The sequence below is a fragment of the Paenibacillus sp. SRL342 genome (assembly GCF_984798905.1).
In genome coordinates, this window is the sequence record NZ_OZ481790.1 from 2,217,038 (window position 1) to 2,243,943 (window position 26,906).

Annotated in this window: 20 protein-coding genes; 15 read left to right on the forward strand and 5 right to left on the reverse strand. The window is 47.3% G+C overall.

From position 1 onward, the window contains the following. Positions 1–19: 19 nt before the first annotated feature. Complete coding sequence (locus AC4E8D_RS10250) at positions 20–439, reverse strand: MarR family winged helix-turn-helix transcriptional regulator (RefSeq protein WP_221823224.1); 420 nt, start codon at positions 437–439, stop codon at positions 20–22. Positions 440–858: 419 nt separating this feature from the next. Here AC4E8D_RS10250 and AC4E8D_RS10255 point away from each other — a divergent pair, with 419 nt between their 5' ends. The 14 genes from AC4E8D_RS10255 (at position 859) to AC4E8D_RS10320 (ending at position 21,665) form a co-directional block, all read left to right on the forward strand. After that, complete coding sequence (locus tag AC4E8D_RS10255) at positions 859–2,880, forward strand: AraC family transcriptional regulator (RefSeq protein WP_490206196.1); 2,022 nt, start codon at positions 859–861, stop codon at positions 2,878–2,880. Positions 2,881–2,930: 50 nt separating this feature from the next. After that, the gene (locus AC4E8D_RS10260; protein WP_490206197.1) at positions 2,931–4,532 is read left to right on the forward strand and encodes an AraC family transcriptional regulator; all 1,602 of its coding nucleotides are present in this window, start codon (positions 2,931–2,933) and stop codon (positions 4,530–4,532) included. A 108-nt stretch (positions 4,533–4,640) separates the two neighbouring features. Beyond that, complete coding sequence (locus tag AC4E8D_RS10265) at positions 4,641–5,612, forward strand: ABC transporter substrate-binding protein (RefSeq protein ID WP_490206198.1); 972 nt, start codon at positions 4,641–4,643, stop codon at positions 5,610–5,612. Further along, on the forward strand, positions 5,613–6,425 hold the full coding sequence (locus AC4E8D_RS10270; RefSeq protein ID WP_490206199.1) for a hypothetical protein: 813 nt from the start codon (positions 5,613–5,615) through the stop codon (positions 6,423–6,425). A 235-nt stretch (positions 6,426–6,660) separates the two neighbouring features. After that, positions 6,661–7,182: a TetR/AcrR family transcriptional regulator gene (locus tag AC4E8D_RS10275; RefSeq protein WP_490206200.1), complete on the forward strand. Its 522-nt coding sequence runs from the start codon at positions 6,661–6,663 to the stop codon at positions 7,180–7,182. Positions 7,183–7,301: 119 nt separating this feature from the next. After that, positions 7,302–8,261 (forward strand): SDR family NAD(P)-dependent oxidoreductase, encoded by a 960-nt coding sequence (locus tag AC4E8D_RS10280; RefSeq protein ID WP_490206201.1) that lies wholly within the window; start codon positions 7,302–7,304, stop codon positions 8,259–8,261. Between the two features lie 351 nt (positions 8,262–8,612). Beyond that, positions 8,613–13,988 (forward strand): beta strand repeat-containing protein, encoded by a 5,376-nt coding sequence (locus AC4E8D_RS10285; RefSeq protein ID WP_272907573.1) that lies wholly within the window; start codon positions 8,613–8,615, stop codon positions 13,986–13,988. Between the two features lie 111 nt (positions 13,989–14,099). After that, a complete protein-coding gene (locus AC4E8D_RS10290) occupies positions 14,100–14,339 on the forward strand; it encodes a DUF896 domain-containing protein (RefSeq protein WP_036670038.1) in 240 nt (79 codons plus the stop codon). Positions 14,340–14,657: 318 nt separating this feature from the next. Next, positions 14,658–16,088: an NAD(P)-binding domain-containing protein gene (locus tag AC4E8D_RS10295; protein ID WP_237176102.1), complete on the forward strand. Its 1,431-nt coding sequence runs from the start codon at positions 14,658–14,660 to the stop codon at positions 16,086–16,088. A 134-nt stretch (positions 16,089–16,222) separates the two neighbouring features. Further along, positions 16,223–16,708, forward strand: coding sequence for a hypothetical protein (locus AC4E8D_RS10300; RefSeq protein WP_237176101.1), 486 nt, complete (start codon positions 16,223–16,225; stop codon positions 16,706–16,708). 250 nt (positions 16,709–16,958) lie between these two features. Further along, positions 16,959–17,705: a DeoR/GlpR family DNA-binding transcription regulator gene (locus AC4E8D_RS10305; protein WP_017689448.1), complete on the forward strand. Its 747-nt coding sequence runs from the start codon at positions 16,959–16,961 to the stop codon at positions 17,703–17,705. Between the two features lie 2 nt (positions 17,706–17,707). Further along, on the forward strand, positions 17,708–18,619 hold the full coding sequence (gene pfkB / locus AC4E8D_RS10310) for a 1-phosphofructokinase (protein WP_490206202.1): 912 nt from the start codon (positions 17,708–17,710) through the stop codon (positions 18,617–18,619). 90 nt (positions 18,620–18,709) lie between these two features. Then, entirely contained in the window at positions 18,710–20,677 is a 1,968-nt protein-coding gene (locus AC4E8D_RS10315; RefSeq protein WP_237176099.1) for a PTS fructose transporter subunit IIABC, read from the forward strand. A 199-nt stretch (positions 20,678–20,876) separates the two neighbouring features. Further along, positions 20,877–21,665, forward strand: a complete 789-nt coding sequence (locus AC4E8D_RS10320) for a class I SAM-dependent methyltransferase (protein WP_237176098.1) — start codon at positions 20,877–20,879, stop codon at positions 21,663–21,665. Positions 21,666–21,801: 136 nt separating this feature from the next. On the opposite strand, the gene AC4E8D_RS10325 is transcribed toward AC4E8D_RS10320, so the two are convergent. The 3 genes from AC4E8D_RS10325 to AC4E8D_RS10335 all read right to left on the reverse strand — a co-directional run bounded on the left by AC4E8D_RS10325 (position 21,802) and on the right by AC4E8D_RS10335 (position 25,175). Then, positions 21,802–22,941 (reverse strand): zinc-dependent alcohol dehydrogenase, encoded by a 1,140-nt coding sequence (locus AC4E8D_RS10325; RefSeq protein ID WP_074094414.1) that lies wholly within the window; start codon positions 22,939–22,941, stop codon positions 21,802–21,804. A gap of 79 nt (positions 22,942–23,020) precedes the next feature. Beyond that, positions 23,021–24,184: an oxalate decarboxylase family bicupin gene (locus tag AC4E8D_RS10330; protein ID WP_237176097.1), complete on the reverse strand. Its 1,164-nt coding sequence runs from the start codon at positions 24,182–24,184 to the stop codon at positions 23,021–23,023. Positions 24,185–24,326: 142 nt separating this feature from the next. Further along, entirely contained in the window at positions 24,327–25,175 is an 849-nt protein-coding gene (locus AC4E8D_RS10335; protein WP_237176096.1) for an SDR family NAD(P)-dependent oxidoreductase, read from the reverse strand. Between the two features lie 168 nt (positions 25,176–25,343). Between AC4E8D_RS10335 and AC4E8D_RS10340 the strand changes: the two genes are divergently transcribed. Continuing rightward, positions 25,344–25,781 (forward strand): MerR family transcriptional regulator, encoded by a 438-nt coding sequence (locus AC4E8D_RS10340; RefSeq protein WP_124113904.1) that lies wholly within the window; start codon positions 25,344–25,346, stop codon positions 25,779–25,781. Between the two features lie 63 nt (positions 25,782–25,844). On the opposite strand, the gene AC4E8D_RS10345 is transcribed toward AC4E8D_RS10340, so the two are convergent. After that, entirely contained in the window at positions 25,845–26,780 is a 936-nt protein-coding gene (locus AC4E8D_RS10345) for an AraC family transcriptional regulator (RefSeq protein ID WP_237176095.1), read from the reverse strand. Positions 26,781–26,906: the final 126 nt, after the last annotated feature.

A 26,906-nucleotide genomic window follows, 5' to 3' on the forward strand; every position in this document is an offset into this window, starting at 1 on the left:
CTCTCCTCTATATATGGGTTTAGAAATTGTTGTGCATACGTTCCAGGAGATCGGCGAGTGACTGAACTTCGTCTTCACTGAAATCCTGTAAAATCTGGTTGATAAAATTGGTCTTCTCTGCTTTGTAGCCTTCAATCTGTTTCCGACCGTGGTCCGTCAAACGAACAAAAGTGACCCGATTATCGTCGGGGTTCTTGCGTCTTGTAACCATCAGGTCCGCCTCAAGCTGTTTCAAGTGGCGTGTAATCGCAGCACTATCAATGTTAATGATTTTCTGCAGCATGGATTGGTTAATCTCATCTACCTGATCCAGCTCATGCAGAATTTCGAAGCGAGAGGAACTGATACCTGTACAGCGTTCAAACTTGGGACTGATTTTGTTACCCAACACGTTCAACAGATTGATGATTTGTTCTTCTTTGGAAACAATACGTGTCATGACTAGACCTCCCGGGTGAATCTGAATCATGAACAACGGCGTATGTTAACCAATGATTAATGTTGCAGTATACAATGCCATTGCCTAATGATTATTTGTATGCTCTCGATCATTGATGTATCAATATTTGATGCGTCAATCATTGATGGCTCAATTAATATATCATGCCTTTTATGATTTTGCAACAGGTTAGAAAATGTTGCTGATTCTAGTGTTATTATCCCGCTATGTTACATTACAGTCCGTATATGTTGTCCAAATGCATAAGTTAATATTGATTGTTTATGTTATTGAGAATTATTATCAACTAACTTATAATGAAATGAAATGTACATAATGATCGAAAATAACAGGAAAGTTCATAACAGCAGCAAGAAGGTATGTCGATGTAATATGGCGGGAGGGAAAGTACAGCGGATATGAATTTGAATGATCACATCAGGTTGTGGAATCATGTTTTTGTCAAAATACTGGATGTACGCCAGAACGCTTTGGATCCTGGGGAGAAGCTGAAGAATTATCAACTACCAGCGAGTACCTATCTATATATCACCGACGGAAGTGCACGGATACGAATGGATCAACACAGATACATCGTGGAGGGATTCCACATCATTCATGGAGGCAAACAGGCGAATTTAAACATGGAGACGGATTCAGGCGTGACGTATTATATGATTTTGTACAAAGCCATTCTGGCCTTGCCCTGTGGGATGGAAATTCAGCATCTGATGGACCATGAACGTCCGTTCCAGGACCAATACGCACTTGTACCAACCCGTCCGCTGCACCTGTATCAGTGTATGGAGGAATTAAAACAGGAGTGGGAACAGTCCACTAAGCTTGCAAAGTTACATGCCAAAACCTTATTTCATCAATGGGTATATTCTTTGTTGGCAGACGTATACGAACAATCCATTCAGCCACATAAACCGGATACGGTCACACAGGCTATTGAATACATGAATGCTCATCTCCATGAGCCCATAGCTCTTGACGTAATGGCAGAAGCAATGGAATGCAGTGTGGGGCACTTGTCCAGGTTGTTCAAACAAAAGTTAAACATCAGTCCCATCCAGTATCTTGGACAGATCCGAATGGAGAGGGCAGCACATCTTCTGGTGCATACCCGTGCTACGCTGCAACAGATTGCAGAACAGGTCGGCTATCCGGATGCACATTCACTGAGCCGCAGCTTCAAAAAAATAAAAGGTCTTTCTCCAATTCGTTATAAAAAAGGAGTAAGCCAACGGTTTAACAAGTCGAAACAGACATTGGTATTGAACAACAAGCAAGATTTGCCCATTATAATGCAAGAAAATGCCCTTCATTCGTTACATTCCCATCTATATAATGATATTGATTATCAATATCAAAAGAATGTTGGAGGGGAATTAATAATGCAAGGAAAATTCAAAATGACAGCACTAAGCATGATGCTGTGTCTAACGCTATTGCTCACGGCCTGTTCCAGTCCGGCACCGTCTGCAAGTGGTACGCAAACAGAGACCAATGCGGCTACTACACAATCGGGTAACCAGACAACGGAGACAGGGAAATCGACTGCACAACCGGAGACGCGGACGGTCTCCACAATGAGGGGAGATGTGGTAATTCCGGCCAATCCTCAGCGTGTTGCTTCAGATCAATATATGGGGTACCTGCTGAAACTGGGCATTGTACCGGTTGGTGTAAGAACATTTATGTTGAACGAAGGATGGATTGAAAAGTCTGGCATTGCTTCTGATGTTATAGCGAGTATTGAGGATTTGGGAGGAGAGTTCCCAATGAATCTGGAGAAATTAGTGTCACTTGAGCCGGATCTCATCATCGGTTCCATTGATAAAAATATTGAGGATTACGAAAAAATTGCAACGACCGTCTTTTTACCTTATTGGGAAGGCGATAAAACTTCTGGTCCACTGGAAAAGCTGCGCCGGATTGCTGGTGTTTTTGGTAAAGAGAAGGAAGCAGAGCAATGGATCACGACATATGAAGAGAATATCGAAGAGACTAAGAAGCAGATTGATGGTGTGATTAAAGAAGGCGAGACCGTATCCATCATTCAAATAGGATACAAAGCGTTGTATGTCCTTGGTGCAGAAGGTGGGAACTATGGTAGTTCCACGATCTATGAGATGCTGAAACTGCCTCCTACTCAGCAAGCACTCGATATGAAGGATGGATTCGAGACGATCTCCCTTGAAGTACTGCCTGAGTATATGGGAGATCATATCTTCTTATATGGTTCGGGTAGCGAAGACGCCAAAGAGATCCTGAACAGCGAGGTGTGGAAACGTCTGCCTGCTGTGCAGAAAGGACAAGTCTACGCCTATGGTTCCTTGGATGGTACAGAGGATGAGTTCGTCATGGAAGATCCGTATTCACTGGAGTTGCAGTTAGATAGTATAAAGAATTTACTATTGGGAGCTAAAAAATAGAATTAATTAGTTCACACAGAATCGGATCAGAACGGGGAGGGGACGTGAGCATGGAGGAAAATGATTGGATCAAACAACTGGAGCAACTACATTTCTCTGCTGTCCACGTCTGCCATTACTCTAGCAATCCGGGGGCTGTTCAGCGTCGGATCTGGAAAAGGTTCGCCATTTGCAGGGTCATCGCTGGCAAGGGATCTTTGTCTATGGATAACATTGTACATACGGTGTCTCAAGACGATTGGTTTTTGTTGAAGCCAGGAATGCATGTGGAGTTTCAGACGGATATGGAAGCACCTGTCCGATATCAGATCATTTTATTTTCCTGTGTTACACTTACCCGGCGTCGGAATGCTTGGCATACCGAGGCATTTGATCTCCCTGTGACGGGCAAGCTTAATGTTCCTTCCAATACATGTGATATTCAGGAGATGATGGATACCCTGGTGAGTGGAAAGTACTCCATCACGAGTCTGGAAAAGACGCGCAGGAAACATCTTTTGCATCAGTTGTTGATTCAATTAATAATGCACCTGAAAGAAGCAACTCCAGCTGTAGCAGGGATGGATCTGGCACTTGAATATATGACGCATCAGTATATGGAAGACATCCGAATGGATCAGATGGCCCGCATGGCAGGGCTTAGTGTGAATCATTTTATAAGAACATTCAAACGGCAACTCAATATGACCCCGATTGAATATATACTGAAACTACGTATGGCAAAGGCCAAGCAGCTGTTATTTTCTTCAGACAAAATCAAGGATATTGCAGAGCAAGTGGGTTATAAGGACGAGCACTATTTCAGCAGAGTTTTCAAGAAAAACGAAGGAATCGCCCCAACGTTGTATATGAAAAATAAAGTGAATCGCATTGCCACCTTGTATTACGGGTTGGACGATTATGTGATAACGCTCGGTTTGAGGCCAGTATCCGCTTTATCCTATGGTCAGAGGGTAGCTCGTCATGTTGCCGTACCTGCGCTTCAAGCACACAGTCATCAGGGACTTATCCTGGATAGCTTCAATCAGAACTATGATGATTTGAGGTTAGTCCAACCGGACCTGATCATTACAAGTGATCGTTTGGAGCCAAATGACTCCCTGCATCGTATCGCGCCTACCACCATGCTGGAGCACACCAACCATTTTGGGGAGAGGCTTATGTATATGGCGGACATTATGGGCCGCACCGAACAGGCTGTACAGTGGATAGAACAACATGCTGAACTGAGCCGGGTTCTTCGAGGACGCATTCAATCGAGGTGGGGGAAACAGAGTGCCATGTTCATCCGGGTGACTTCTCATTTCTACCGAATGTATGGATTGAACAACCAGACAGGGGCCCTATTGTATGATGATCTGGGATTTTATTTGCCTCGTGATTTTCCGGAACAACAGTGGGCTGTAGAGAGTAAAGTTTGCGATTTGCAGTTATACGACGCGGATCATGTGTTTGTAATGGTCGATCCCACAGAAGAGGCACGTGCTCAACTGAGGCAATTACAGCAATCCAGTGCATGGTTGGCATTAAAGGCTGTTCAAGAAGGCCGTGTATATAATGCAGGAGATATTTTCTTCAAAACGCTGGGTCCGACCGGACGCATGTGGGCCATGCGATATGTGGCAGAGCAACTTGGGGTTACCTTAAGGTGATATTATGCAAGAGAAGAGAGTGGAATAATCCATGGTCAGCCTGTACGCTTTTCCCTACTATAGTGATAATGATTATTATTATTAAATAGTAGAGGGGATTTACTACAAATGGTAAGACAGAGAGCAACAACGATGATACTGTTGACCCTGCTTGTGCTCGTTCTGACGGCATGTAGCAAGGCAACAGAAGCAACGCCTCCGCAACAGGATACGCCTGTGGAAGAGAGTGGTACACAAACGATTGAGCATCTTAAAGGAACAACGGTTGTACCGCAAAAAATAGAGCGTATGGTGGTATTATCTGCTGCTTACATCGATCACATGTTGACGATTGGTGAGAAACCAGCAGGCGTTAATGTAGAAGTTCGTTACGGAGGAGATTATTTGCCTTACTTTGCAGATCAGCTTGCCGGCATTCCAACGGTAGGGTCTGCAGACAGTCCTAACCTGGAGGCTATCCTTCAGATTGATCCGGATGTCATCGTTATTGAGAGTCGAACTGCGGAGAGTACGTATGATCAGTTGGAGAAAATCGCTCCGACGATTGTACTTGGTACTGAATGGCTGGATTTTGTTGATGATACAACATATTGGACACAGGATCTGTTGATCATTGCCGGGATGTACAACAAAGTGGATCTGGCAAAAGAAAAGATAGCCGAGGTTGAGCAGCAGGCGAAGCAACTAAAAGCGAAGATCGATCAACTGGATCAAAAAAAGCTGGCTTATCTGCGTGTAAGAGAGAAGACCTTGCAAATATACGCGGCAAAGGGACATCCAACCAACACACTTTTGTATCATGACCTTGGATTTGTGCCAACGACTGTGACACCTTCCGAACAACGTGAGGACCTGTCCATGGAGAAAATTGCAGATGTGGATGCTGATTTTGTAGTTCTGGAGATTGACCCGAATGCCGATGAGTATTTAAACAACATCAATGCAAGCTCACTCTGGAAAAGAGTACCGGCTGTTGGTGCAGATCAGGTCTATACGACAGATTCGTTCTGGTTGTTTAAGGGCTGGGGAGCAATTGGGCGAAGCGAGATTATCAACGAAGTTGAAGATATGATTCAGTAGATGAAACGTTATCCAAGACATGATTATTCAGAGATGTTGGAAGCGTTACAGCAATTTTTTGTGACGACGATCCAAGCCACTTGTGATGATTCCAAGTATCCTTTCCGTGTGAAGGATCTGTTGAATGAAGAGAAACGAAACTTGATATTGCGTGAACAGGCTATGCAGCAAGGGCTTCAACTGGGCGGCAGAGGAAGTGCGGCTGTTGGTACACTTTTTGCCAAACGTTACTCCGTATTTGTTATGTCCATAATCTCAGCATTCAGTCTATACGATACGATACTTAGCATTGCAGACGATGATGTGCGGTTTGAATTGAATGGAGCAGGTGGCATGCGATATGCGACTCGGCTGGAGAGAACCTCTCTGGAGGCTGAAGATCCTGTTCAGCGCAGGTCAGAGAGTGGTATGCTCAAGAAAAGAGTGCTGCTACATCTGGAACCTGTCCTGCGAGCGGTAGCCGTCGGAACAGGAGCGAGCGATAAGGTCATGTGGTCTCTTGTTGCGCATAATGTGCAACAATTGTATGCACGAATGATTAATGATCAGAGCATATGGAAGACAGATGAACGGCTTGCAAAGATTCAAGCAGATCAAAGCCTCTGGCTGGATCGGCAAAACGATAATGCATGTACATTTGCCAATGAGCTACAGTGCTTCGAACATTCCAGTTGGCAGGGACCGCCGTTCCTGATACGTCGATATTGTTGTTTGGCATATCAGGTTGGGAGCGGCAGTCACGCACATGCATATTGTAACAGTTGTCCCAAGCTGGATTCGGAATCCCGATTGCGCAAACTTCTCCAGCAGTGAACAGACACTCTTGTACCGCATGGTACGTATCTGTTTCAGACAATCCATGTTCTCTTCGGTTTCCAGTGGGTAGAATCTATGATCGACAAGCTACACAACCTGCAGCGGCTTGAGCCAGCGTCTGCGGGTTTGTTGGCTTTGTACAAGTTCACGATACCTTTGCATTGAGGGATAGTATTCGTTATACTTCAAGCTATTGATCAATTAATCACTAAATATTGGAGGGCGGATTATCATGGCAAAGGATACAGCAGCGTCGGTTAACCGGCGAAATGATATTATCTCTGCAGCAATTGACGTCTTCGCGGAAATTGGCTATTATCGTGCAACTACAGCCCAGGTGGCTGAACGGGCACAGATCTCACAGCCGTATATATTTCGTTTTTTCAAAACAAAAGAAGCTTTATTATTAACTGCAATTGAGGTCTCATGGACACGGGTGATTGATTCGTTTCGAATTGTGGTGGAGACGGCGACACCAGATCAGTTAGAGAATGATCTCATTGAAGCCTATGATAAGATTCTGGAATCGCACAAGAGCGAAATCTTGCTTCAGATGCAGGCGCAAACGATCCAGGAGGAAGTCATTCGTCAGGCTATGCAAAAAGGCATGAGTGATGTAAGAAGCATGGTACTGGAAGCTTTCACCGTTGCAGGAATTGCTGAACCGCTAAAAAGAACCATGATTTTTCTGGCAATCGGGATGTTGTGTAATGTATCTAATGCACTGGATATGCCGGAGCTGAAGGAACGATAGAGAGGGAGGTAAAGTCCCTTTTTGAATTTTAGTTATTGATCAATCACTAAATATGATTTATATTATTTTCAGATAAGTAATTGATCAATAACTAAATGGATGGAAGAGGTCGATATACGATGAAAAAGGCTATTGTGATTGGAGCCACAGGTGGAACAGGTGCAGCGATTACGGAGGAATTGATTAGACAAGGGATTTCTACGATCGCATTTGGGCGCTCCCGTCAAAAGTTGGAGCAACTTGCGGTAAAATTGGAATCTGCGGATCACCTGTTAATTGCAGTTGGAGATGCATTTCGGTCGGAGGATATTATTGCTGCTTCCCAGGGTGCCGATGTCATATTTCATTGTGCGAATGTCCCTTATAACGAGATGGAGAGCAGGCTGATTCCGCTCGGTGAATCTGTGATGACGGCGGCAGAACACTTGGGTCTGAACGTGGTTGTTATAGACGGAATCTATCCCTATGGCAGAAGACAAATGAAGGAAGTAACCGAAGAACATCCGAAACAGCCACATACGCGCAAAGGCAAGACACGACTTGCCTATGAACAGATGTTATTCAGCACAAGATGGAGCAGAGCTCAGGTGATGATCGTTCGTTTGCCGGACTATTATGGCCCGACGGCCAATCAGGCTTCCTATCTGGGTTCAACCCTTGAAGCGATAGCAAAAGGTAAGATGGCTTTTTTTATCGGGAATATGAACGTGCCGAGAGAGTATATTTATTTGCCGGATGCTGCGGTAATGGTGGTGGAGCTGGCAAGCAGAGAGACGACGTATGGACAGAACTGGAACATTCCTGGATCGGGGATCATCTCGGGTCATGACATCGTGCGATTGGCACAGAAGGCTGCGGGAAGAAGCAAACCTGTGTTGGCAATAGGAAAAGTAGGATTGTCAGTGATTGGATTAGGTGTACCCGTTATGAAAGAAATTGTAGAAATGTTATATCTGACCGAGGAACCCCTGATCTTGAGTAGACAGAAGTATGAGGAACGGATTGGCCCGATTGTGGCAACATCTTTTGAGGAAGGAATTAAGTTGACGATTAAGGAGTTGGAGTTGCAGGGGGAGTAGAGGGGAATATATTTTTTAGAGAAAAGTAATTGATTGATCACTAACTATAGAGGTTCCATAGGTATATTGAATAGTGGGCGCACAAAGCTAGTCCCGGGCATAGAGTGTACTATTGTAAAATGCGGAGAATCGACGTGGTGTACGAGGAGGGGGGATTTTCTTGTGAGCGGTATATCCAAAAGGAAACGCAAAATTTCCTCAAGTAGTACAGGCAAACGGAAAGCAAAAAAATCAAAAAAACACTCTATCCCAAAGAAGAAGAGTAAGTCTTGTAAGAAAAGCAAACGTAAATGCAAAAAAAAGAAAAATCACAGGATTCCTTTCCTTCGCGGCCCACGGGGGTATCAGGGAATGAGAGGATTCACTGGAGCAACAGGTGCTACTGGGTTAACCGGAGACCCTGGGTATCCCGGCATATGGGGAGCAACCATTTTAACAGGACGGACCGGAGTAACTGGAACCACGGGAAGTACCGGAATAACCGGAGTCACAGGTGCAACAGGAGCTACCGGACTGATGGGCACCACAGGTGTGACTGGAACTACAGGAGCTACAGGTGCGACCGGACCAACGGGTGAGGCGGGAGCAACTGGATCTACTGGTGAAACAGGATTCACTGGAGTGACTGGAGCGACAGGAATTATAGGTCCGACTGGTGCCACTGGTTCAACGGGTATAACCGGATTTACAGGTGCTACAGGATTTACCGGAGCGACGGGTCTAATAGGTATTATGGGTGCGACTGGATTAACGGGAAGTACTGGAGAAACTGGAACCACAGGCCCGTCCGGAGTAACAGGAACAACTGGTATAACTGGAACCACAGGTATCACAGGAGTCAGTGGCGTAACTGGAACGACAGGTACTACGGGCGCGACCGGCCCAACCGGTGAGACAGGTATCACCGGAGTTACAGGCGCTACAGGATTTACTGGGGCGATAGGAGCAACGGGAAGTACGGGTCCAACTGGAAATACTGGCATAACCGGAACGACAGGGACCACTGGTGCGATCGGGTCTACGGGAGTTACTGGTGTTACGGGTGTAACCGGATCTACTGGAAATACTGGTGCTTCAGGGATTACTGGATTTACGGGCAGTACAGGTGCGACCGGCACGACTGGTTTGACAGGATTCACCGGAGCCACAGGAAGTACTGGTGAGGCGGGGCTAACAGGAGTTACAGGTACGACGGGATTACCTGGCATTACGGGTACCACGGGTGTAACCGGTTCTAGTGGAATTACAGGCCTCACGGGAATTACTGGAGCAACTGGAGCAACTGGCACTACCGGTATCACAGGTACGACTGGTGTGACAGGACTCACTGGGGCCACTGGTATAAGTGGTGTTACTGGTGAAACAGGACCATCAGGCACAACCGGATTAACTGGCGTTACTGGAATTGCGGGCACAACAGGAACGACTGGAGTAACCGGTGCAACAGGTATTACTGGATTTACAGGCAGTACAGGTGCGATCGGAGCAACTGGTGCCACTGGCACAACCGGAGTCACAGGTACGACTGGTGTGTCAGGACCCACCGGGGCTACTGGAGAAACGGGTACCACCGGAGTTACAGGTGCTACAGGATCTACTGGGGCGATAGGGGCAACGGGAAGTACAGGTACAAACGGCGTTACTGGCATAACAGGTACGACTGGTACTACGGGAGTTACAGGTATAACCGGCAATACTGGTATAACAGGAGCCACAGGAATTACTGGAGATACCGGTCCAACAGGGGTCACAGGAACGACAGGTGTGACGGGATCAACTGGCGCAACTGGAGAAACGGGGATTTCAGGTGCAACCGGAGTTAGTGGCACAACAGGAATTACCGGAGCTACCGGAATTACGGGTGCTACAGGAAACACCGGGACGACAGGTGTAACTGGAGAAACAGGGTTCACAGGACTAACGGGAGTTACCGGTCCAACAGGAACGACAGGGTTAACAGGGGTAACCGGAATCACCGGTGAGACCGGAGCCACAGGGATTACAGGTACAACTGGACTAACTGGCATTACTGGAACCACGGGTATCACAGGCGTGACCGGAGCTATCGGACTGACTGGTGTCACTGGGGAAACGGGTTTAACAGGATTCACAGGCACGACAGGAGCGACGGGACCGACTGGGGCGACTGGAGAAACAGGAAGTACAGGTTCCACGGGAGTAATCGGCGCAACCGGAACAACTGGTGTTACAGGTGCAACCGGAGTTAGTGGCACAACAGGAATTGCTGGTGTAACTGGCGCGACAGGACTCACCGGGGTTACTGGTTCAACTGGTAATACCGGAGCTACTGGCATAACCGGGGTCACCGGCGAAACAGGGCCAACCGGCACAACTGGCGTTACGGGTACAATTGGTTTGACCGGAGCAACAGGCGTCACCGGAGAGACGGGTCTAACTGGGAGCACAGGAACCACAGGTACGACTGGCGTGACGGGACCGACCGGTGCAACTGGAGAAACGGGAATTACCGGAACCACTGGCGTTACTGGGGAGACAGGTCTAACAGGGAACACAGGTGTAACGGGACCAACTGGCACGACTGGTTTAACTGGCGTAACGGGACTTACTGGTGTGACCGGAACTACTGGTATTTCGGGTCTAACAGGAGGTACAGGTGCAACTGGACTAACTGGTATTACCGGAACCACGGGTACAGCTGGTGTAACGGGCCCAACAGGTGCCGCTGGAGCAACAGGAAGCACAGGTGCCACAGGTGTAACGGGCCCTACCGGTTCGACTGGCCCTACAGGAGAGACGGGGTTAACCGGGGTCACAGGTCTGACTGGTGTGACGGGACTGAACGGTGCAACTGGAGAAACTGGAATTACAGGTACAACTGGACTAACTGGCATTACTGGAACCACGGGTATCACAGGAGTGACCGGAGCTACCGGACTGACTGGTGTCACTGGGGAAACGGGTCTAACAGGATTCACAGGCGCGACGGGACCGACGGGATCGACTGGGGCGACAGGAGCAACGGGAATTACAGGTATCTCGGGAGTGACTGGAGTAACAGGGTTCACAGGACTGACGGGAGTGACCGGGGCCACTGGTGTTACTGGGGAGACCGGTCTAACTGGAAACACAGGTGTGACGGGCCCTACCGGTTCGATTGGCCCGACTGGTTTAACTGGCGTAACAGGAACAACTGGTATTACGGGAGTAACTGGAGAGACAGGACTAACAGGTGTAACTGGAACTACTGGAAGTACGGGCGCGACGGGAACAACTGGTGTTACGGGTGCAACCGGAGGTAGTGGCACAACAGGAATTACTGGTATAACTGGCGCGACAGGACTCACCGGGTCTACTGGTTCAACTGGTATTACCGGAGCTACGGGCATAACGGGGGTCACCGGAGAAACAGGGCCAACCGGCACGACTGGCTTAACTGGCGTTACGGGTACAATTGGTGCGACCGGAGCAACAGGCGTCACTGGAGAGACGGGTCTAACTGGGAGCGCAGGAGCCACAGGAATTACTGGTGCAACCGGAATTACTGGAGATATAGGTCCAACAGGGGTCACAGGTACGACTGGAGTGACGGGCTTAACTGGCGCAACTGGAGAAACGGGGATTTCAGGTGCGACCGGAGTTAGTGGCACAACAGGAATTACTGGAGCTACCGGAATTATGGGGGTTACAGGAAACACCGGAACGACGGGAATTACGGGTACCACCGGAGCTACTGGCGTCACTGGAGAGACAGGAGCTACAGGCCTGACGGGAAATACAGGACCAACGGGTGACACCGGATTTACAGGTCCAACAGGTGAAACAGGAATAACTGGAGAGACGGGGCTAACCGGAGTCACTGGTGTCACCGGGGTAACGGGTCTATCCGGGGCCACAGGTGTAACGGGCTCAACCGGTTCGACTGGCCTAACAGGAGTGACAGGACTAACAGGTATAACTGGAGTCACTGGAAGTACGGGTGTGACAGGAGCAACAGGAGCAACAGGAGCAACAGGAGCAACAGGCGTCACTGGAGAGACGGGTCTAACTGGGAGCACAGGTACGATTGGGGCAACGGGTATCACGGGAGTTACTGGTGTAACAGGAGCCACAGGAATTACTGGTGCAACTGGAGCTACTGGAGCTATAGGTCCAACAGGTGCGACCGGAGCCACTGGGGTCACAGGGGAAACGGGTACGACTGGAGCAACGGGAAGTACGGGTACTACAGGAGCTACTGGTGTTACGGGATTAACTGGAGCCACGGGCATTACAGGAGAGACGGGGGTAACAGGCGTTACCGGCACGACAGGACCAACAGGACCAACCGGAGCCATTGGTGCGACTGGCGTAACCGGAGTCACTGGTACGACTGGAGTTACAGGAGCAACGGGGAGTACGGGTTCTACAGGAATAACTGGCGTAACCGGGCCGACTGGTGCTACTGGAATTACTGGGGTAACTGGAGTTACAGGAGTTACAGGAGTCACAGGTACGACTGGAGTTACAGGAGCAACGGGGAGTACGGGTTCCACAGGAATAACTGGCGTAACCGGGCCGACTGGTGCTACTGGAATTACTGGGGTAACTGGATTTACAGGAGTTACAGGGGCAACCGGTCTAACGGGTATTACTGGTGACACAGGAATAACCGGCACGACCGGCGTAACTGGCATTACGGGTGTGACTGGAGCTACCGGAATTACAGGTGCCACCGGCACAACTGGTGCCACTGGAGAGACGGGTGTAACAGGGGTCACAGGTACGACTGGTGTGACGGGACCCACCGGGGCTACTGGAGCAACGGGAACTACGGGTGCGACTGGTGCCACTGGCATAACTGGCGTAACTGGTGTTACGGGTACAACAGGTACGACGGGAGCCACTGGGATAACAGGTGTGACTGGAGCAACAGGAACCACGGGCATTACAGGAGAGACGGGTTTAACAGGCGTTACAGGCACGATCGGTGTAACGGGACCGACCGGAGCAGCTGGGGCTACAGGGCTCACAGGTGTATCAGGAGCCACCGGAAGTACTGGTTCTACAGGTGCAACTGGGGTTACAGGCATCACAGGAACAACCGGCACAACAGGAATTACTGGCCCGACTGGACCAACTGGGGCTAACGGAATAACGGGGGCAACCGGTGTAACGAGTGCAACAGGAGCTACGGGAGCCACTGGAGCAACAGGAATCACAGGAACAACAGGTGCAACCGGGGCCACGGGCTTGACAGGAGCCACTGGACCAACCGGCCCCAATTTTGCAATACAAGGGTTCTCTGCCTTTCTGGCTACACTTTCGACAGCAACGAGCACACAATTAACCAACTGGACAACAACGAGTCCTTATTACGGTAATGCCAACTTCAATGCAACTACGGGGAATTATACTGTCCCGGTAACTGGAAGATACTCGATTGTGGCCACGATCAATTATGCAACGACCGCAGCGATTGCTCTATCTCTGGGTGCTGGTGTTAACCCAGCCTTTCTTGTACAGAGAACATCCCCTACGGTAACGACACTTGTCAGTGGTTTGTTGCCCGTCCTAAATGTCGCGATTACGCTACTCACACTGCGGGCAGTGCTGGGAAGTGGTTCAGTGACTTTGGCAGTAGAAGTCGCACTGAACGCGGGAGATGTGATTGGACTGTTCTATGCTGCAAACGGGTTGACGATTACATTGAACCTGGGCAGTGGTGCTACAAATGGCATTGTGTGGTCGGTGCATGAGATCACCTAAACACTTCTCAACGGATTGCGCCTATGGACAAATTCGTAAAGTTGTAATAAGTTAGTTTGAAGATATTCGAAATATCTTTTGGAAATTGGACTAACAAGTGAGGTGGATTACATGATTCCTATTTTGGGACGCATTAACGAATTAAGTCGAAAACAACGTAGCAGCGTCGGTTTGACAAAAGCTGAACAAAGCGAGCAGCACGAGCTTAGAAAACAATATTTGCAGGCTATTCGAGGTCAGGTGCTGACAACCATGCTGGCAGTATCCGTTGTGGACCCACTGGGGCATGATGTGACCCCTGAGAAATTAACCAATGAAAAATTGCAGCGCCGTGAACAAGCCGGCCAATAGCATTCCTTTAAAAAGACAGACCAAGGTTACATCTTGGTCTGTCTTTTTTTTCTGCAAATCATTCATTCAACAGAAACTGCATCAATAATCCAGTTAGGGTTCGTGCGAATTAACAAGCATGTTAGATATTTTTAGTGTTGATGACAATAAAGCTGCCGCCAACTTCAATTCATCCCGGATAACTCATATAATAACGCTAATATATTCAGAAAAACAAACAAAAAGCACAATTACTCTCAATATAACTAACAACAAACTTACATCAAATAATCAAAGAAAGACTAGTTCATATATGTATCTCGAAAGGGTTGATGAATCATGAGTCTGGAGGCTTTGAATGAACGTGTGAAGAATGATCTGGCTTATTTGTCATTTGGTGGCGCGAATTGGGTGCGTCCAAGAGAACATGCGGATGGTCATGTCTATGATGTCGTCATTGTGGGCGGAGGCCAGAGTGGATTAGGGGCGGCATTTGGACTTCTTCGTGAACGGATCTCCAATATTGTTGTCATTGACGAGAATGCATCGGGGCTTGAAGGACCTTGGGAGACTTATGCGCGTATGGTAACTTTGCGCACACCTAAGCATCTGACTTCCATCGATCTGGGTATCCCCTCGTTAACCTTTCGCTCATGGTGGGAAGCACAGGTTGGGCCCGAAGGTTGGGAAGAGGTAGATAAGATCCCGCGCGGAGACTGGATGAATTATTTACGCTGGTATCGGAAAGTGCTGAATCTACCTGTGCTTAATGAGGTGAAATTGACGCTGGTTGAGCCAATAGAGGACGGTATACATCGACTTCATGTGAACAAGGCAGGAACTCAGAGGGATGTTATCCTTGCTCGCAAAGTAGTGTTTGCTACGGGAATACAAGGTGGTGGAGAGTGGCATGTGCCATCCATGATTGCGGATAGATTACCTCGGGATCGGTATGCCCATACGTCGGAAGCGATTGATTTTGATCAGTTAAAAGGTAAAAGGGTGGCTGTGCTTGGGGGCGGCGCTTCTGCATTCGATAATGCGAGTTATGCCCTTGCCACCGGTGTGGCGGAAGCTCATGTATTTGTACGACGGGAACAACTGCCAAGTGTTAATCCCATTCGTCAGATGGAACAATCCGGTATGATTGAGCGATACCACGCTCTTCCGGTTGCTGATAAATATGAAGTGATCTCTCATTTCTTCAAATTCAATCAACCGCCAACCAACGATACGTTTAATCGTGCAGCAGCTTGGCCTGGATTCGAACTGCATTTGAATTCGCCTTGGCTGAGTGTAGAAGCAACAGACCAAGGCGCGATTGTGCATACCGCACAGGGAGCATATGAGTTTGATTTTCTGATTATTAGCACAGGTCTTCTCAGTGATCCGGCACTCCGTCCTGAACTGAAGCTTGTGGAGCCATACATCGCGCGTTGGGAGGATTGTTACCAGGCTCCACCAGGGCATCGCAATGCGTTGCTGGACGCACATCCATACCTGAGTTCCGGGTTTGCAATGACAAGCAGAAGTGAACAGGGTGAGAAAGCGTTGCACGGACTATTTGTATTCAACTACTCTGCACTTGCCAGCTGTGGTCTGTCGGCATCGGCAATATCGGGGACCAAGAGTGCAGTGCCGAAACTGGTCTCTGCTATAGCGGATCAGTTGTTCCTCGATGATCGGGAGATTATTTTGGAGCAATTCTATGCGTATGAAGAACAGGAATTTACGGCTACATGGGTGAAAAGTGGTGCCCTTGCTGAGTAATTGCACTCTATAATATTGTGAACGTGTGGGATCTGATGCTGCACGTTTTTTTGTTTTTCATATGATGAAGGTTACACTTGCCTTTAATTTGTTGTAAAATGTCGGTTGGAACATGTTAAAGGCAGGGATAATAGATGAATGAAATGAACTATGAACAATTTAGAGCCCATTTGAAGAAAGCGTCGCGTAAACGAAATGTACCTTTGATTAAGATCGTAGCATTTCAAGAGAAATACATGAAGATTGAAGAAGTTCAATTTTACGATGTGGAACAAAATCATATGAGTGTTCAGGCCTGCAATACGTTGTGGATGCATCTGGAGAATAAATCTTTCCGTAATATGGTGTCCCAACATTTGCAGTTTTATAGAGACATGGAGAACCTGGGTCGGCATTCCTTTGAGAATCTGATCAAAGAACTATATGATACGTCTGTTCCTGTGCTGCTCGATTACAATCCCGCTCATTATTACACCTCGGGGCAATTGGCTGAGATTCTGGTCATGAATGAGGAGCGGTTGATAGAACAATTGGAAATGGGCCGCTTCAAGGGGGCTTTTATTAATGAAGAAGGTAAATGGCTTAAACCTAAACCGGATGCAATGGTTGTAGAGTCATAAACGTCATAAAGTTCCCATGATAAACAAAATCCTGCAACGCCGCGCATCAAGTGCTGGAAGCTGCAGGATTTTTAATGAAGACACGAAGGGCACGGAATTTCAACTTTAAAAACATGAAGAGAAAAAGGGACAATTGGACAAGAAAATAAGTCAAAAGATGCGGATTTTGAAGGTTTTTAAATTATTTTGAATGAAAGTGGTTGTTTTTTGAGTGGATTATGATACTATAGAAGCAGTTGGAGGAATGAAGATGCTGACTGAAGAACGATATGCTGCAATTATAGAGCGCTTACATTTACAGGGAATTGTGAAATTGCAAGAACTAGTTGATGTGTTGGGTGCTTCTGAATCAACGATTAGGCGTGACTTGATCGATCTGGAGAGTCGTCAGATGCTCAAACGCATCCACGGCGGTGCCGCACTGGTGAATGAAAAAACGCTGGAACCGGGCATGGAAGAAAAAACATTCAAAAACATTCAACAAAAAACGACGATTGCCCGTTTGGCTGCACAGGAGATCGAAAATGGCGAATGCATCTATCTGGATGCAGGGACGACAACGTTAGCCATGATTCCTTTTATTGAAGCTAAAGACGTAACGGTTGTTACTAACGGACTTTCACATGTTGAAGCTTTGGTAAGCAAACGTATTCGCAGTTATTTGCTCGGAGGTATGATGAAAATTCATACAAAAGCAGTCATTGGCAGTATCGCATTACAGAACATGGATAATTTCCGTTTTGATAAATGTTTTCTTGGAAGCAACGGAGTTGATCCCGAAATGGGGTATACAACACCGGATCCGGAGGAAGCCTTGATTAAAAGGCGTGCACATCAATTATCGGGAAAATCTTATGTGCTGGCTGATTCCAGCAAAATAGGGGAAATTACTTTTGCCAAATTGTTCGATTTGGAGGAGGCCGATTTGATTACTGAGCAGATGCCAGAACACTGGCGGCCTGGAATCGCCCAGAAAACTAAAATAATTGAGGGATAACGATGATATATACGATAACACTTAACCCGTCCATTGATTACATCGTGGAAGTGGATGAGCTGAAACTTGGCGGATTGAATCGAATGAATCGGGATTTGAAGCTCCCTGGTGGCAAAGGCATTAATGTCTCTCGCATACTGAATCAACTTGGAGCAGATAACACGGCCATTGGTTTCCTTGGTGGATTTACTGGACGTTTCATTAATGACAAGTTGCAAGAAGATAACATTCGGACAGACTTTGTTACGATTGCAGACGATACTCGCATTAACATCAAGCTGAAGCATGGAGAAGAGACAGAGATTAATGGTCTTGGACCTGCAATAAGTGCCGAAGAGGCCGAGCAGTTGCTTCACAGATTGTCTTCATTGGAAAAAGGAGATATTGTCATTCTCTCCGGAAGTGTGCCGCCTTCACTTGGATCGGATTTCTATGATCGTCTCATTAAAGTATGCAAGCAAACGGGTGCCGAATTTGTGATTGATACAACTGGCCCTGCGTTAATGGAAGCTCTTGAACATGCACCATTGCTGGTGAAGCCAAATCATCATGAACTGGCTGAACTGTTCGGTGTAACGATTGATACTCGCGAGGAACTGGTGTTATACGGGCGTAAGTTGCTGGAAGCCGGTGCTAAACATGTATTGATCTCCATGGCAGGCGAGGGTGCACTATTCATTACCAAAGCGGAGGTTCATCATGCGAATGTGCCAAAAGGCACTGTGAAAAACTCGGTTGGTGCCGGTGACTCCATGATTGGCGGATTCGTAGGTACCTATGTACAGAGCGGAGATTTGCTGGAAGCTTTCCGCACAGGGGTTGCATCTGGAAGCGCGACTGCGTTCTCGGATGATCTGGCAACACGTGAATTGATTGAGGAACTACGCAATCAAGTAACCATTTCGACAATCTAATTTAAAAGACATATAAAAGCTTTTCATTGTAATTGTAATGTAGTGAGGCCTGCCTAGGCAGGCCGACTGAACTTAAGGGAGTGTACCAAGATGAGAATAACAGACTTGATGATCCAGGAAACGATGATCATGGACCTGCAAGCCACAACCAAAGATGAGGCTATTGATGAACTAATTGCAAGCCTGAACCGAAGCGGACGAATTAATGATCCGGTCCTGTTCAAGGAAATGATCTATAAAAGAGAAGCTGAATCCAGCACGGGGATCGGTGGCGGAATTGCGATGCCACATGCCAAGACAACAGCAGTGAACGAACCAACAGTTGTATTTGCCAAGAGTAGAAAAGGACTTGATTTTGAAGCGTTGGATGATCAGCCAGCTCATGTGTTCTTCATGATTGCGGCTCCAGAAGGCGCAGGTAATACCCATCTGCGTACGCTTGCAGCTCTTTCCAGGTTGTTGATTGATAGCGATTTCATCTCACAATTGATGAGTACAGATACACCTGCCGAAGTTAGTGCATTGTTTGATGCCAAACAGGCAGAAGCAGCGGAGAAGGAAGCAGCCAAAGAAAAAGCAAAAGCTGAAAAAGCAGCAAATGTCGCATCCACTTCTACTACTGGTCAGCAACAAAACACCTCTGGGGTGATTGTAGGTAATGCCAATTCGGAAGATTTTGTTGTTGCGGTTACAGCCTGTCCAACCGGTATAGCGCATACGTTTATGGCTGAAGATGCACTTAAAAAGAAAGCTCAGGAAATGGGTATTAATATTCGCGTAGAGACAAACGGCTCTGAAGGAGCGCAGAATGTTCTCACTGCTGATGAGATCGCTCGTGCTAAAGGGGTTATCGTTGCCGCAGACAAAAATGTGGAGATGGCACGTTTCGATGGCAAACCGGTATTGCAAAGACCGGTGAGTGATGGAATCCGTAAATCCGAAGAGTTGATTCGCAAGGCCGTTAACGGTGATGCACCGATCTATCGTAGCCAAGGTGGAAATGCCAAAGAAGATGGCGCAAGCACTGGTAAGATTAGTGTAGGTAGCAAAATCTATAAAGATCTGATGAATGGTATCTCGCATATGCTGCCATTCGTTGTAGGTGGCGGTATCCTGCTAGCAATCTCCTTCTTGTTCGAACAGCTTGCTAGCCCTGAGAATCCGATTGTGCAACTGCTTCAAACGATCGGTGGCGGAACAGGTGCGTTCCACTTCCTGATTCCGGTACTTGCCGGATTTATCGCGATGAGTATTGGTGATCGCCCGGCCCTGATGCCTGGTATGGTCGGTGGATTGATGGCGGTTAACTCAAACGCCGGTTTCCTTGGTGGTTTGGCTGCCGGTTTCCTGGCGGGTTATGTCGTTGTTGGTCTCCGTAAGTTGCTCAAAGGATTGCCTAAAGCGATTGATGGCTTGAAACCAATCTTGCTGTATCCGGTATTTGGTTTGCTGATCGTGGGTGCCATCAGTTTCTATGTCTTTGATCCAATCTTTGGTTCCCTGAACACCTGGCTGGTAGATGCACTTGGTAACTTGGGTACAGGTAATGCGGTATTGTTGGGCTTGCTGCTTGGCGGTATGATGTCCATCGATATGGGTGGACCGTTCAACAAAGCGGCTTACACATTCGCTATTGGGGTATTCACATCCAGTGGTAACACAGACGGTGCATGGATGGCAGCGGTTATGGCAGGTGGTATGGTGCCTCCTCTGGCGATTGCACTTGCAACAACATTCTTCAAATCCAAATTTACAGAGCAAGAACGCAAATCAGGCCTGACTAACTACGTACTTGGATTCTCTTTCATTACAGAAGGTGCAATTCCATTTGCTGCGGCTGATCCATTACGTGTATTGACTTCTTGTATTCTGGGTTCCGCTGTTGCTGGCGGATTGACACAACTGTGGAGCATTAATGTACCAGCTCCGCACGGCGGGATCTTTGTTGCAGCGCTGGCGAACCACGCATTATTGTTCCTGCTCGCTGTTGCAATTGGTTCTGTGATCTCCGGTCTGATTCTGGGGCTGTGGAAGAAGTCACCAACGCTTGTGAAGTAACAAATATAAGTAACATCTCCTGGGTGAAATTCACTTGGGGGATGTTTTTTATTTCAGTTTTTTCGTCAGGTAGTGGAAAGATGCTTCCGGATATGTGTAAAATGCTTATTTAGCTTTTACATTCATGTGTGGTAAACTAAATATAATTATATTTTGAAACTATGTTTCGTCTGATGAAACTTATGCAGGAGGAATTGGAATGTCTGATGTAATCAAAAGTCAGGTGCAGAAGCAGTTTGCGAAAAATGCAGGTAAATACGTGACGAGTTCGGGGCATGCCAAAGGTGAGGATCTCGCGTTGCTCGTGGCTTCATCTCAAGCCACTCCGGATATGCACGTGCTGGATATCGCCACTGGAGGAGGGCATGTCGCGAATGCATTGGCTCCACTTGTTCAGCGGGTGACAGCCCTCGATCTAACGGAAGAAATGCTTCAGGTAGCTGAAGCGTTTATCCAGGGGAATGGACACGGTAATGTAGATTTTGTAGCCGGGGACGCAGAGAAGCTGCCATTCGATGATGATGTCTTTGACCTAGTGACCTGCCGCATTGCTGCCCACCATTTTCCGGACGTTTCTTCGTTTGTTCATGAGGCATTACGAGTTATGAAGCCCGGTGGAAGGTTGTTATTCATTGACAACGTGGCACCTGAACGTGATGAGAATGACCAGTTTTACAATGAAGTGGAGAAGTGCCGGGATGCAAGCCACGTTCGAGCATGGCGCAAGACGGAATGGATTCATATGCTGGAGTATGCCGGCTTCCGAATGGAAACGATGGTTTCCTTCCAGAAGCGCTTTAAGTTTGAAGAGTGGTGTAACCGTGCAGCGCTGCCGGAACGGGAGAGAAGGGAACTTGAAGCAAGTATGTTGAGTGCACCGTCCATTATCAGAAAATTTTTTAATTTTGAAGTAACAACGAACGGGAAGCTCGACAGCTTCGAAGGAGAAAGTGTGTATATCCAAGCGATTAAACCGACTCATCTCTGATTAGGTAAAGGACCATTTAGCTGAGCAGTTTATGCAACGGTAACAGCATGAATGTCGATCAAATAAAACAAGCAGAGTACCTTGAACAGGTAGATCTGCTTGTTTTATTTTGCATATTTATAATCAAAGCGACGGTTCAGGGTTTTAGTATAACTTTGGTACATTCGTCTTCATGATCGTTGAAAATGCGATACGCATCGCTTGCATTCTCCAGTGAAATCCGATGGGAGATAATCTCGGTTGGATCAAATTCACCAGCAGTGATTTTGCGGAACAATTCAGGCATGTAATGTATAACAGGAGCTTGTCCCATTTTAAGATTAATATTGCGTTCAAACAAATTGCCTAAAGGAAACATGTTGTAGGAAGAGCCATATACACCCGTAAGTTGGAGTGTACCGAATTTGCGGATCGCTTTCATTCCGATTTCAATCGCACTCAGTGAACCGCCATGAAGTTTCAGCTTCTGCCCGATTTCTTCCAGCATGTTCTTTTTACCATCCATACCTACACAGTCGATAACAACGTCGGTTCCGCCTTGTGTAATCTCGCGAATGTGCTCACCCATATCATCGTAATCTTCGAAATTAAAGATCTCTGCATCGTTCAAACGTTTGGCTTTCTCCAGTCGATAGGGCAGGCGATCCACAGCAATAACGCGTTTGGCACCTTTCATCCAGGCGAACTTCTGCGTCATCAGCCCAATGGGTCCACTACCGAGTACAGTGACTGTATCTCCCGGTTTAACTCCGGCATTCTCGACGCTCCAGTATGCGGTTGGAAGAACATCGGACAGGAACAATAGGGCTTCATCTTCCAGTTCACAGGATTCCGGAATCACAAACGGAGTGAAGTTCCCGTAGGGAACACGCAATAATTCTGCCTGACCTCCGGGGTGATTTCCGTAGCGTTCGGTGAACCCGAAATAACCCCCTGTATGAATATCCGGATTGCCATTGGAATTATCGCACTGGCTCTCCATGTCATGATTGCAATAGAAGCACTCACCACAAGCGATGTTAAAAGGCAGGACCACACGGTCCCCCTTCTTCACACGTGTCACTTCCGGACCTACTTCTTCTACTATGCCCATCGGTTCATGACCGATAACGTAATCTTTTGCAGCAGGCAAGGCTCCCTGGTAAATATGCAAATCGGATCCACATATAGCTGTGGAAGTAATACGAACGATAATGTCATCCTTCTGTTGCAGTTTGGGATCTTCAACCTCTTTGACTTGAATGTCCTTGATTCCCTGAAACGTAACGGCTCTCATCTATCATATTCCTCCTTGTATAGTAGGATTCTCTCACAATTACCCCATTTCAGCACAAATGATAGATATACATACTAAATTAAACGACAGGCCATTTTACTTTACGCAACGCATCAAGCAACTCAGGCGGCGCATTAAGATTGTCACGGACCAGATCCCGCGGGGTTAACGCCATCCACTGATTCAGCGATACATCCTCGAATCGATCACTTCGGAATATCTCCAAAAACCATAAAGTGTCTGTGCCAGTATTCTGTATATAGTGTCCCATGGCGACAGGAACATATCCGACATCTCCAGCCCGATAGTCAAACGTGCGAGCAATGCCATTGCCTCCAAAAACAGTCATTCTCCCTTGTCCTGTCAGATAGTATTGCCATTCATCTGCATTGGGATGCCAGTGCAGTTCACGCATGGCGCCAGGTCGGATCTCAACGAGTGCGGCTGCAACGGTAGTTGAGATGGGGAAGTTGGTCGAGTCGACAATCCTCACGCTTCCGCCGGGGGTAATGAGTGGTTCCTGGGCCAGCAATCGGTGTTTGAATGTGAGAGGAACGGTGCCATATGGCGACTGAACTTCCTGGCTCTCGATGGAACCCGGGACGGTATCTTGGAAAATGTAGACTTGTTCCTTCGGCATTGACTGAAAAGCGGATTCGGGCACGCCGAAATTGACAGACAATACCTCTGGCGGGGTATGGGCAAACCAATCCGATATGGATAACGTATTCAGATCGGAGAAGGACCCGTCATCAAATACAAGCAGAAATTCGCAACCATCCTCCAGTCCCTGAATGGAATGGGGTAGACCTTTGGGGAAAAACCAGAGATCGCCGGGGCCGACATCCGCAATAAAATTACGTCCGTTCTGATCTACCGAAGTGATTCTTGCCGTTCCCCAGATCATATAGGCCCACTCGGATTGTTGATGCCAGTGCAATTCCCGTACACCTCCCGGTGTCAGACTCATGTTCACACCAGCCAGTGTAGTGGCAATAGGGAGATCCCGGACGGTAATTTCACGTGACCAACCCCCATGGTTCAATTGCATATGGGTATCGGAAAAAGACATTTTCAGATTGGGCAATAACCCGTTATCGGTTGCCGGAGGTACCAGCATATCAGGGTTTTGTATATCTCTCATGACGTCTCTCGGTCCCAGATCAGGTCCTCCTGCGCCATCACTGCGAATGGGTTGCGGGATGATAAATGGTTTTTCATTTGGTTGCTGTCCTTTGGTCATGAAGTGATCCCTCCAGATTCAGTACCATGTCACACGCGACATGGTATCGTGATGTTTACACCTATGAATCATGGCTTGGATAATATGAGGGACAAACGACAAAAAAAGACGTGACTGCATGCGGTCACATCTGTATTCCTGACTATAGTGTACGGAAACGCTGTTCATAAATCTCGTTTACTCTGTGGAGAACGGCAGGGCCCTGCTCTGTGAAACGAAGTGCTGTCGCTTTATTTTTCACCAGGAACGCACCGGATTCTTGTTCGGTTGGGGATAAGGCCGCATTGTAGAGCAACGAAGCGCCATGGCTTGGATGAGGGAAGAACCATTTCATGATAGGTTTGATATAGAAAGGTAATCCGGATGTTTTGTTGCCCCTTAGCGTATTATTTCCACCGGGATCTACGCTTAGTAGTTGTATGCCACCCGCATTGGCAGATTTGGCAACCTCGCGTGTCCATAGGGATAAACCGAGCTTTGAAATGGCATAGGGGCCAAACAGCTTTTTGAATTCAGCTGGACGTTCCAGGATGTTCAGATCAAATTGTTTGACCATACTGAACGCGGTGGTGGAAGTATTGACGACTGTTTTCAACTGTCCTTTGAGTAATAGCTCAACGAATTCCATGTAGATGATGTAAGGGACTACCGTCTGAAGTTCAAAGTGCAGTTCATGCCCCTGATCAGAGAAACGAAGCTCCGAAGCGCTGCCACCCGCATTGTTAAACAAGACATCGATCGAATCGGTATCGGATTGGATCTGATCCAGTGCAGTTCTCAGACTGTCGTAGTTGGTCAGATTAGCCTGAACGGGGCGGAGCTGGCCTGAACGTAAGGCGTTCTGAATATCGGTATCCTCAGATGGGAAAGCAGAACGGTTGAGACCGATTACCTGCCACCCTTCAGCCAGTAACTTGCGTGTCAGTTCAAGACCAATTCCTGACGTTGACCCTGTGATGAGAGCGGTGCGAAGCTGATTTTGTATATTCATATATACCTCCAGAAGAATGGGATTACAGAATGAATCTGTATGCTGCGCTCATTCTATAACTTGGAGTCGACTCCAAGTCAAGGGGTGTTATGATGGAACGGATCATGCTTGACTTGGAGTCAGCTCCAAGTTGTAATATGGAGAGAAATGAATGTGGAGGAGGCCCATATGATGAGCGAGAATGAAGTATTCTCCATTAAAGAAACGTCAGAACAGGCCGGATTATCGGAAGATACAATTCGTTATTATGAGAAGATTGGGCTGCTTCCCCGAGCTGAACGCAAGGCCAATCGCCATCGGGTATATCGCTCGGAGGATATCCATACGATGAAGTTGATCACTTGCCTGAAAAAAACAGGAATGTCTCTGGAGGAAATGAAGCCTTATTTACAGATGTCCATGGATTCCGATCTCGCCGATTTTCCGGATGAACGGGAGATGCTGGTGAATCACCGGAAGAAAGTTGAAGCACAGATTGCTTCGCTACAGCAAGTCGTTGATTTTATCGATGAGAAGTTGGAGAAACGAAGTATGTATCCTGATGAATGTCCTATTACCGGGGAGAACCAGATGTCTGTTTTTGAAAAACAGAACATATTCTCTTGATGGCGTTGCTGCCATTTGAATCCGAAAACCCACGTCATGATGACGCGGGTCTTTTTGCTGTTTCTAGTATTTAATATCGAGTGTATGACGAAGTCGTTTGATATCGCTTTTGGGAGGGAGACCATACATGCGGGCATACTCCCGGCTGAATTGAGACGGACTTTCATAGCCAACCTGGAACGCAGCGTCGGCGGCATCGGTTGAACCTGCAAGCAGCATTCGCCGGGCTTCGTGCAATCGAATTTGTTTCTGGAATTGCAAAGGGCTCATGGCGGTAATGGCTTTGAAATGATGATGTAATGAGGAAGAACTCATGTTGATCATGGCAGCAAGTTGTTCAATCCGAAGTGGCTTAGCGTAATCGGATTGAATGACTTCGATCACCTCGGCGATGTGCTGTGCATGACTGTCCTGAATAGCAAACTGCTTGATGGAATGTCCATGTTCATCCTGAATAATACGATATAGAATTTCACGGATAAACATAGGGGCAAGGACGGGGATGTCTTCAGGTGTGTCCAGCAGCCGAACCAATCGGATCACGGCTTCAAGAAGGGAAGGTTTGGTTGAGCTAACAAACAATCCTCTTCGTGTTGAATGGTCAGGTTTGGGTTGTGCAGAAGGCGTATCCTGAATCAGATCGAAAATCTGCCCTGAATCAAAATCCAGTCGAATACATAGATAGGGATATTCGGTTGTAGCCTTTACAACCTGCCCTGAAATAGGCAAGTTTACGGAAGCTACCAAATATTGTGACAGGTCGTAGGTGTAGCTCTCGCGGCCGAGTATAACTAATTTGGAACCTTGGGCGACAATGCAGAGGGCAGGCTGATGAACGGAATATATGGGTTGTGAGATCTCGGAGGCACGGATTAAGGCAAGTGATGGAATTGCTGTTGGATGTATCCCGTCACTTGGGGTGAAATGCTCAATAAGTTGAGCCAATTGTTGCTGCTGCTCCGTGATGCCCGTATCCGCTTCATTGGTTTTGATAAGCATGGATTGCAGCCCCCTTGTAAACCACTATTACTATTATTTTATAACGCGCTGGAGGAATAGGCAAGAATACTGCGGGATTTTTCTATCGTACAATGACTGATCCTCTACATAATGGAGATAAGCAAC

Coding starts and splice junctions, on each gene's coding strand:
- AC4E8D_RS10250 (WP_221823224.1), bottom strand. CDS start 439: ATGACACGTATTGTTTCCAAAGAAGAACAAATCATCAATCTGTTGAAC.
- AC4E8D_RS10255 (WP_490206196.1), top strand. CDS start 859: ATGAATTTGAATGATCACATCAGGTTGTGGAATCATGTTTTTGTCAAA.
- AC4E8D_RS10260 (WP_490206197.1), top strand. CDS start 2,931: ATGGAGGAAAATGATTGGATCAAACAACTGGAGCAACTACATTTCTCT.
- AC4E8D_RS10265 (WP_490206198.1), top strand. CDS start 4,641: ATGGTAAGACAGAGAGCAACAACGATGATACTGTTGACCCTGCTTGTG.
- AC4E8D_RS10270 (WP_490206199.1), top strand. CDS start 5,613: ATGAAACGTTATCCAAGACATGATTATTCAGAGATGTTGGAAGCGTTA.
- AC4E8D_RS10275 (WP_490206200.1), top strand. CDS start 6,661: ATGGCAAAGGATACAGCAGCGTCGGTTAACCGGCGAAATGATATTATC.
- AC4E8D_RS10280 (WP_490206201.1), top strand. CDS start 7,302: ATGAAAAAGGCTATTGTGATTGGAGCCACAGGTGGAACAGGTGCAGCG.
- AC4E8D_RS10285 (WP_272907573.1), top strand. CDS start 8,613: ATGAGAGGATTCACTGGAGCAACAGGTGCTACTGGGTTAACCGGAGAC.
- AC4E8D_RS10290 (WP_036670038.1), top strand. CDS start 14,100: ATGATTCCTATTTTGGGACGCATTAACGAATTAAGTCGAAAACAACGT.
- AC4E8D_RS10295 (WP_237176102.1), top strand. CDS start 14,658: ATGAGTCTGGAGGCTTTGAATGAACGTGTGAAGAATGATCTGGCTTAT.
- AC4E8D_RS10300 (WP_237176101.1), top strand. CDS start 16,223: ATGAATGAAATGAACTATGAACAATTTAGAGCCCATTTGAAGAAAGCG.
- AC4E8D_RS10305 (WP_017689448.1), top strand. CDS start 16,959: ATGCTGACTGAAGAACGATATGCTGCAATTATAGAGCGCTTACATTTA.
- pfkB (WP_490206202.1), top strand. CDS start 17,708: ATGATATATACGATAACACTTAACCCGTCCATTGATTACATCGTGGAA.
- AC4E8D_RS10315 (WP_237176099.1), top strand. CDS start 18,710: ATGAGAATAACAGACTTGATGATCCAGGAAACGATGATCATGGACCTG.
- AC4E8D_RS10320 (WP_237176098.1), top strand. CDS start 20,877: ATGTCTGATGTAATCAAAAGTCAGGTGCAGAAGCAGTTTGCGAAAAAT.
- AC4E8D_RS10325 (WP_074094414.1), bottom strand. CDS start 22,941: ATGAGAGCCGTTACGTTTCAGGGAATCAAGGACATTCAAGTCAAAGAG.
- AC4E8D_RS10330 (WP_237176097.1), bottom strand. CDS start 24,184: ATGACCAAAGGACAGCAACCAAATGAAAAACCATTTATCATCCCGCAA.
- AC4E8D_RS10335 (WP_237176096.1), bottom strand. CDS start 25,175: ATGAATATACAAAATCAGCTTCGCACCGCTCTCATCACAGGGTCAACG.
- AC4E8D_RS10340 (WP_124113904.1), top strand. CDS start 25,344: ATGATGAGCGAGAATGAAGTATTCTCCATTAAAGAAACGTCAGAACAG.
- AC4E8D_RS10345 (WP_237176095.1), bottom strand. CDS start 26,780: ATGCTTATCAAAACCAATGAAGCGGATACGGGCATCACGGAGCAGCAG.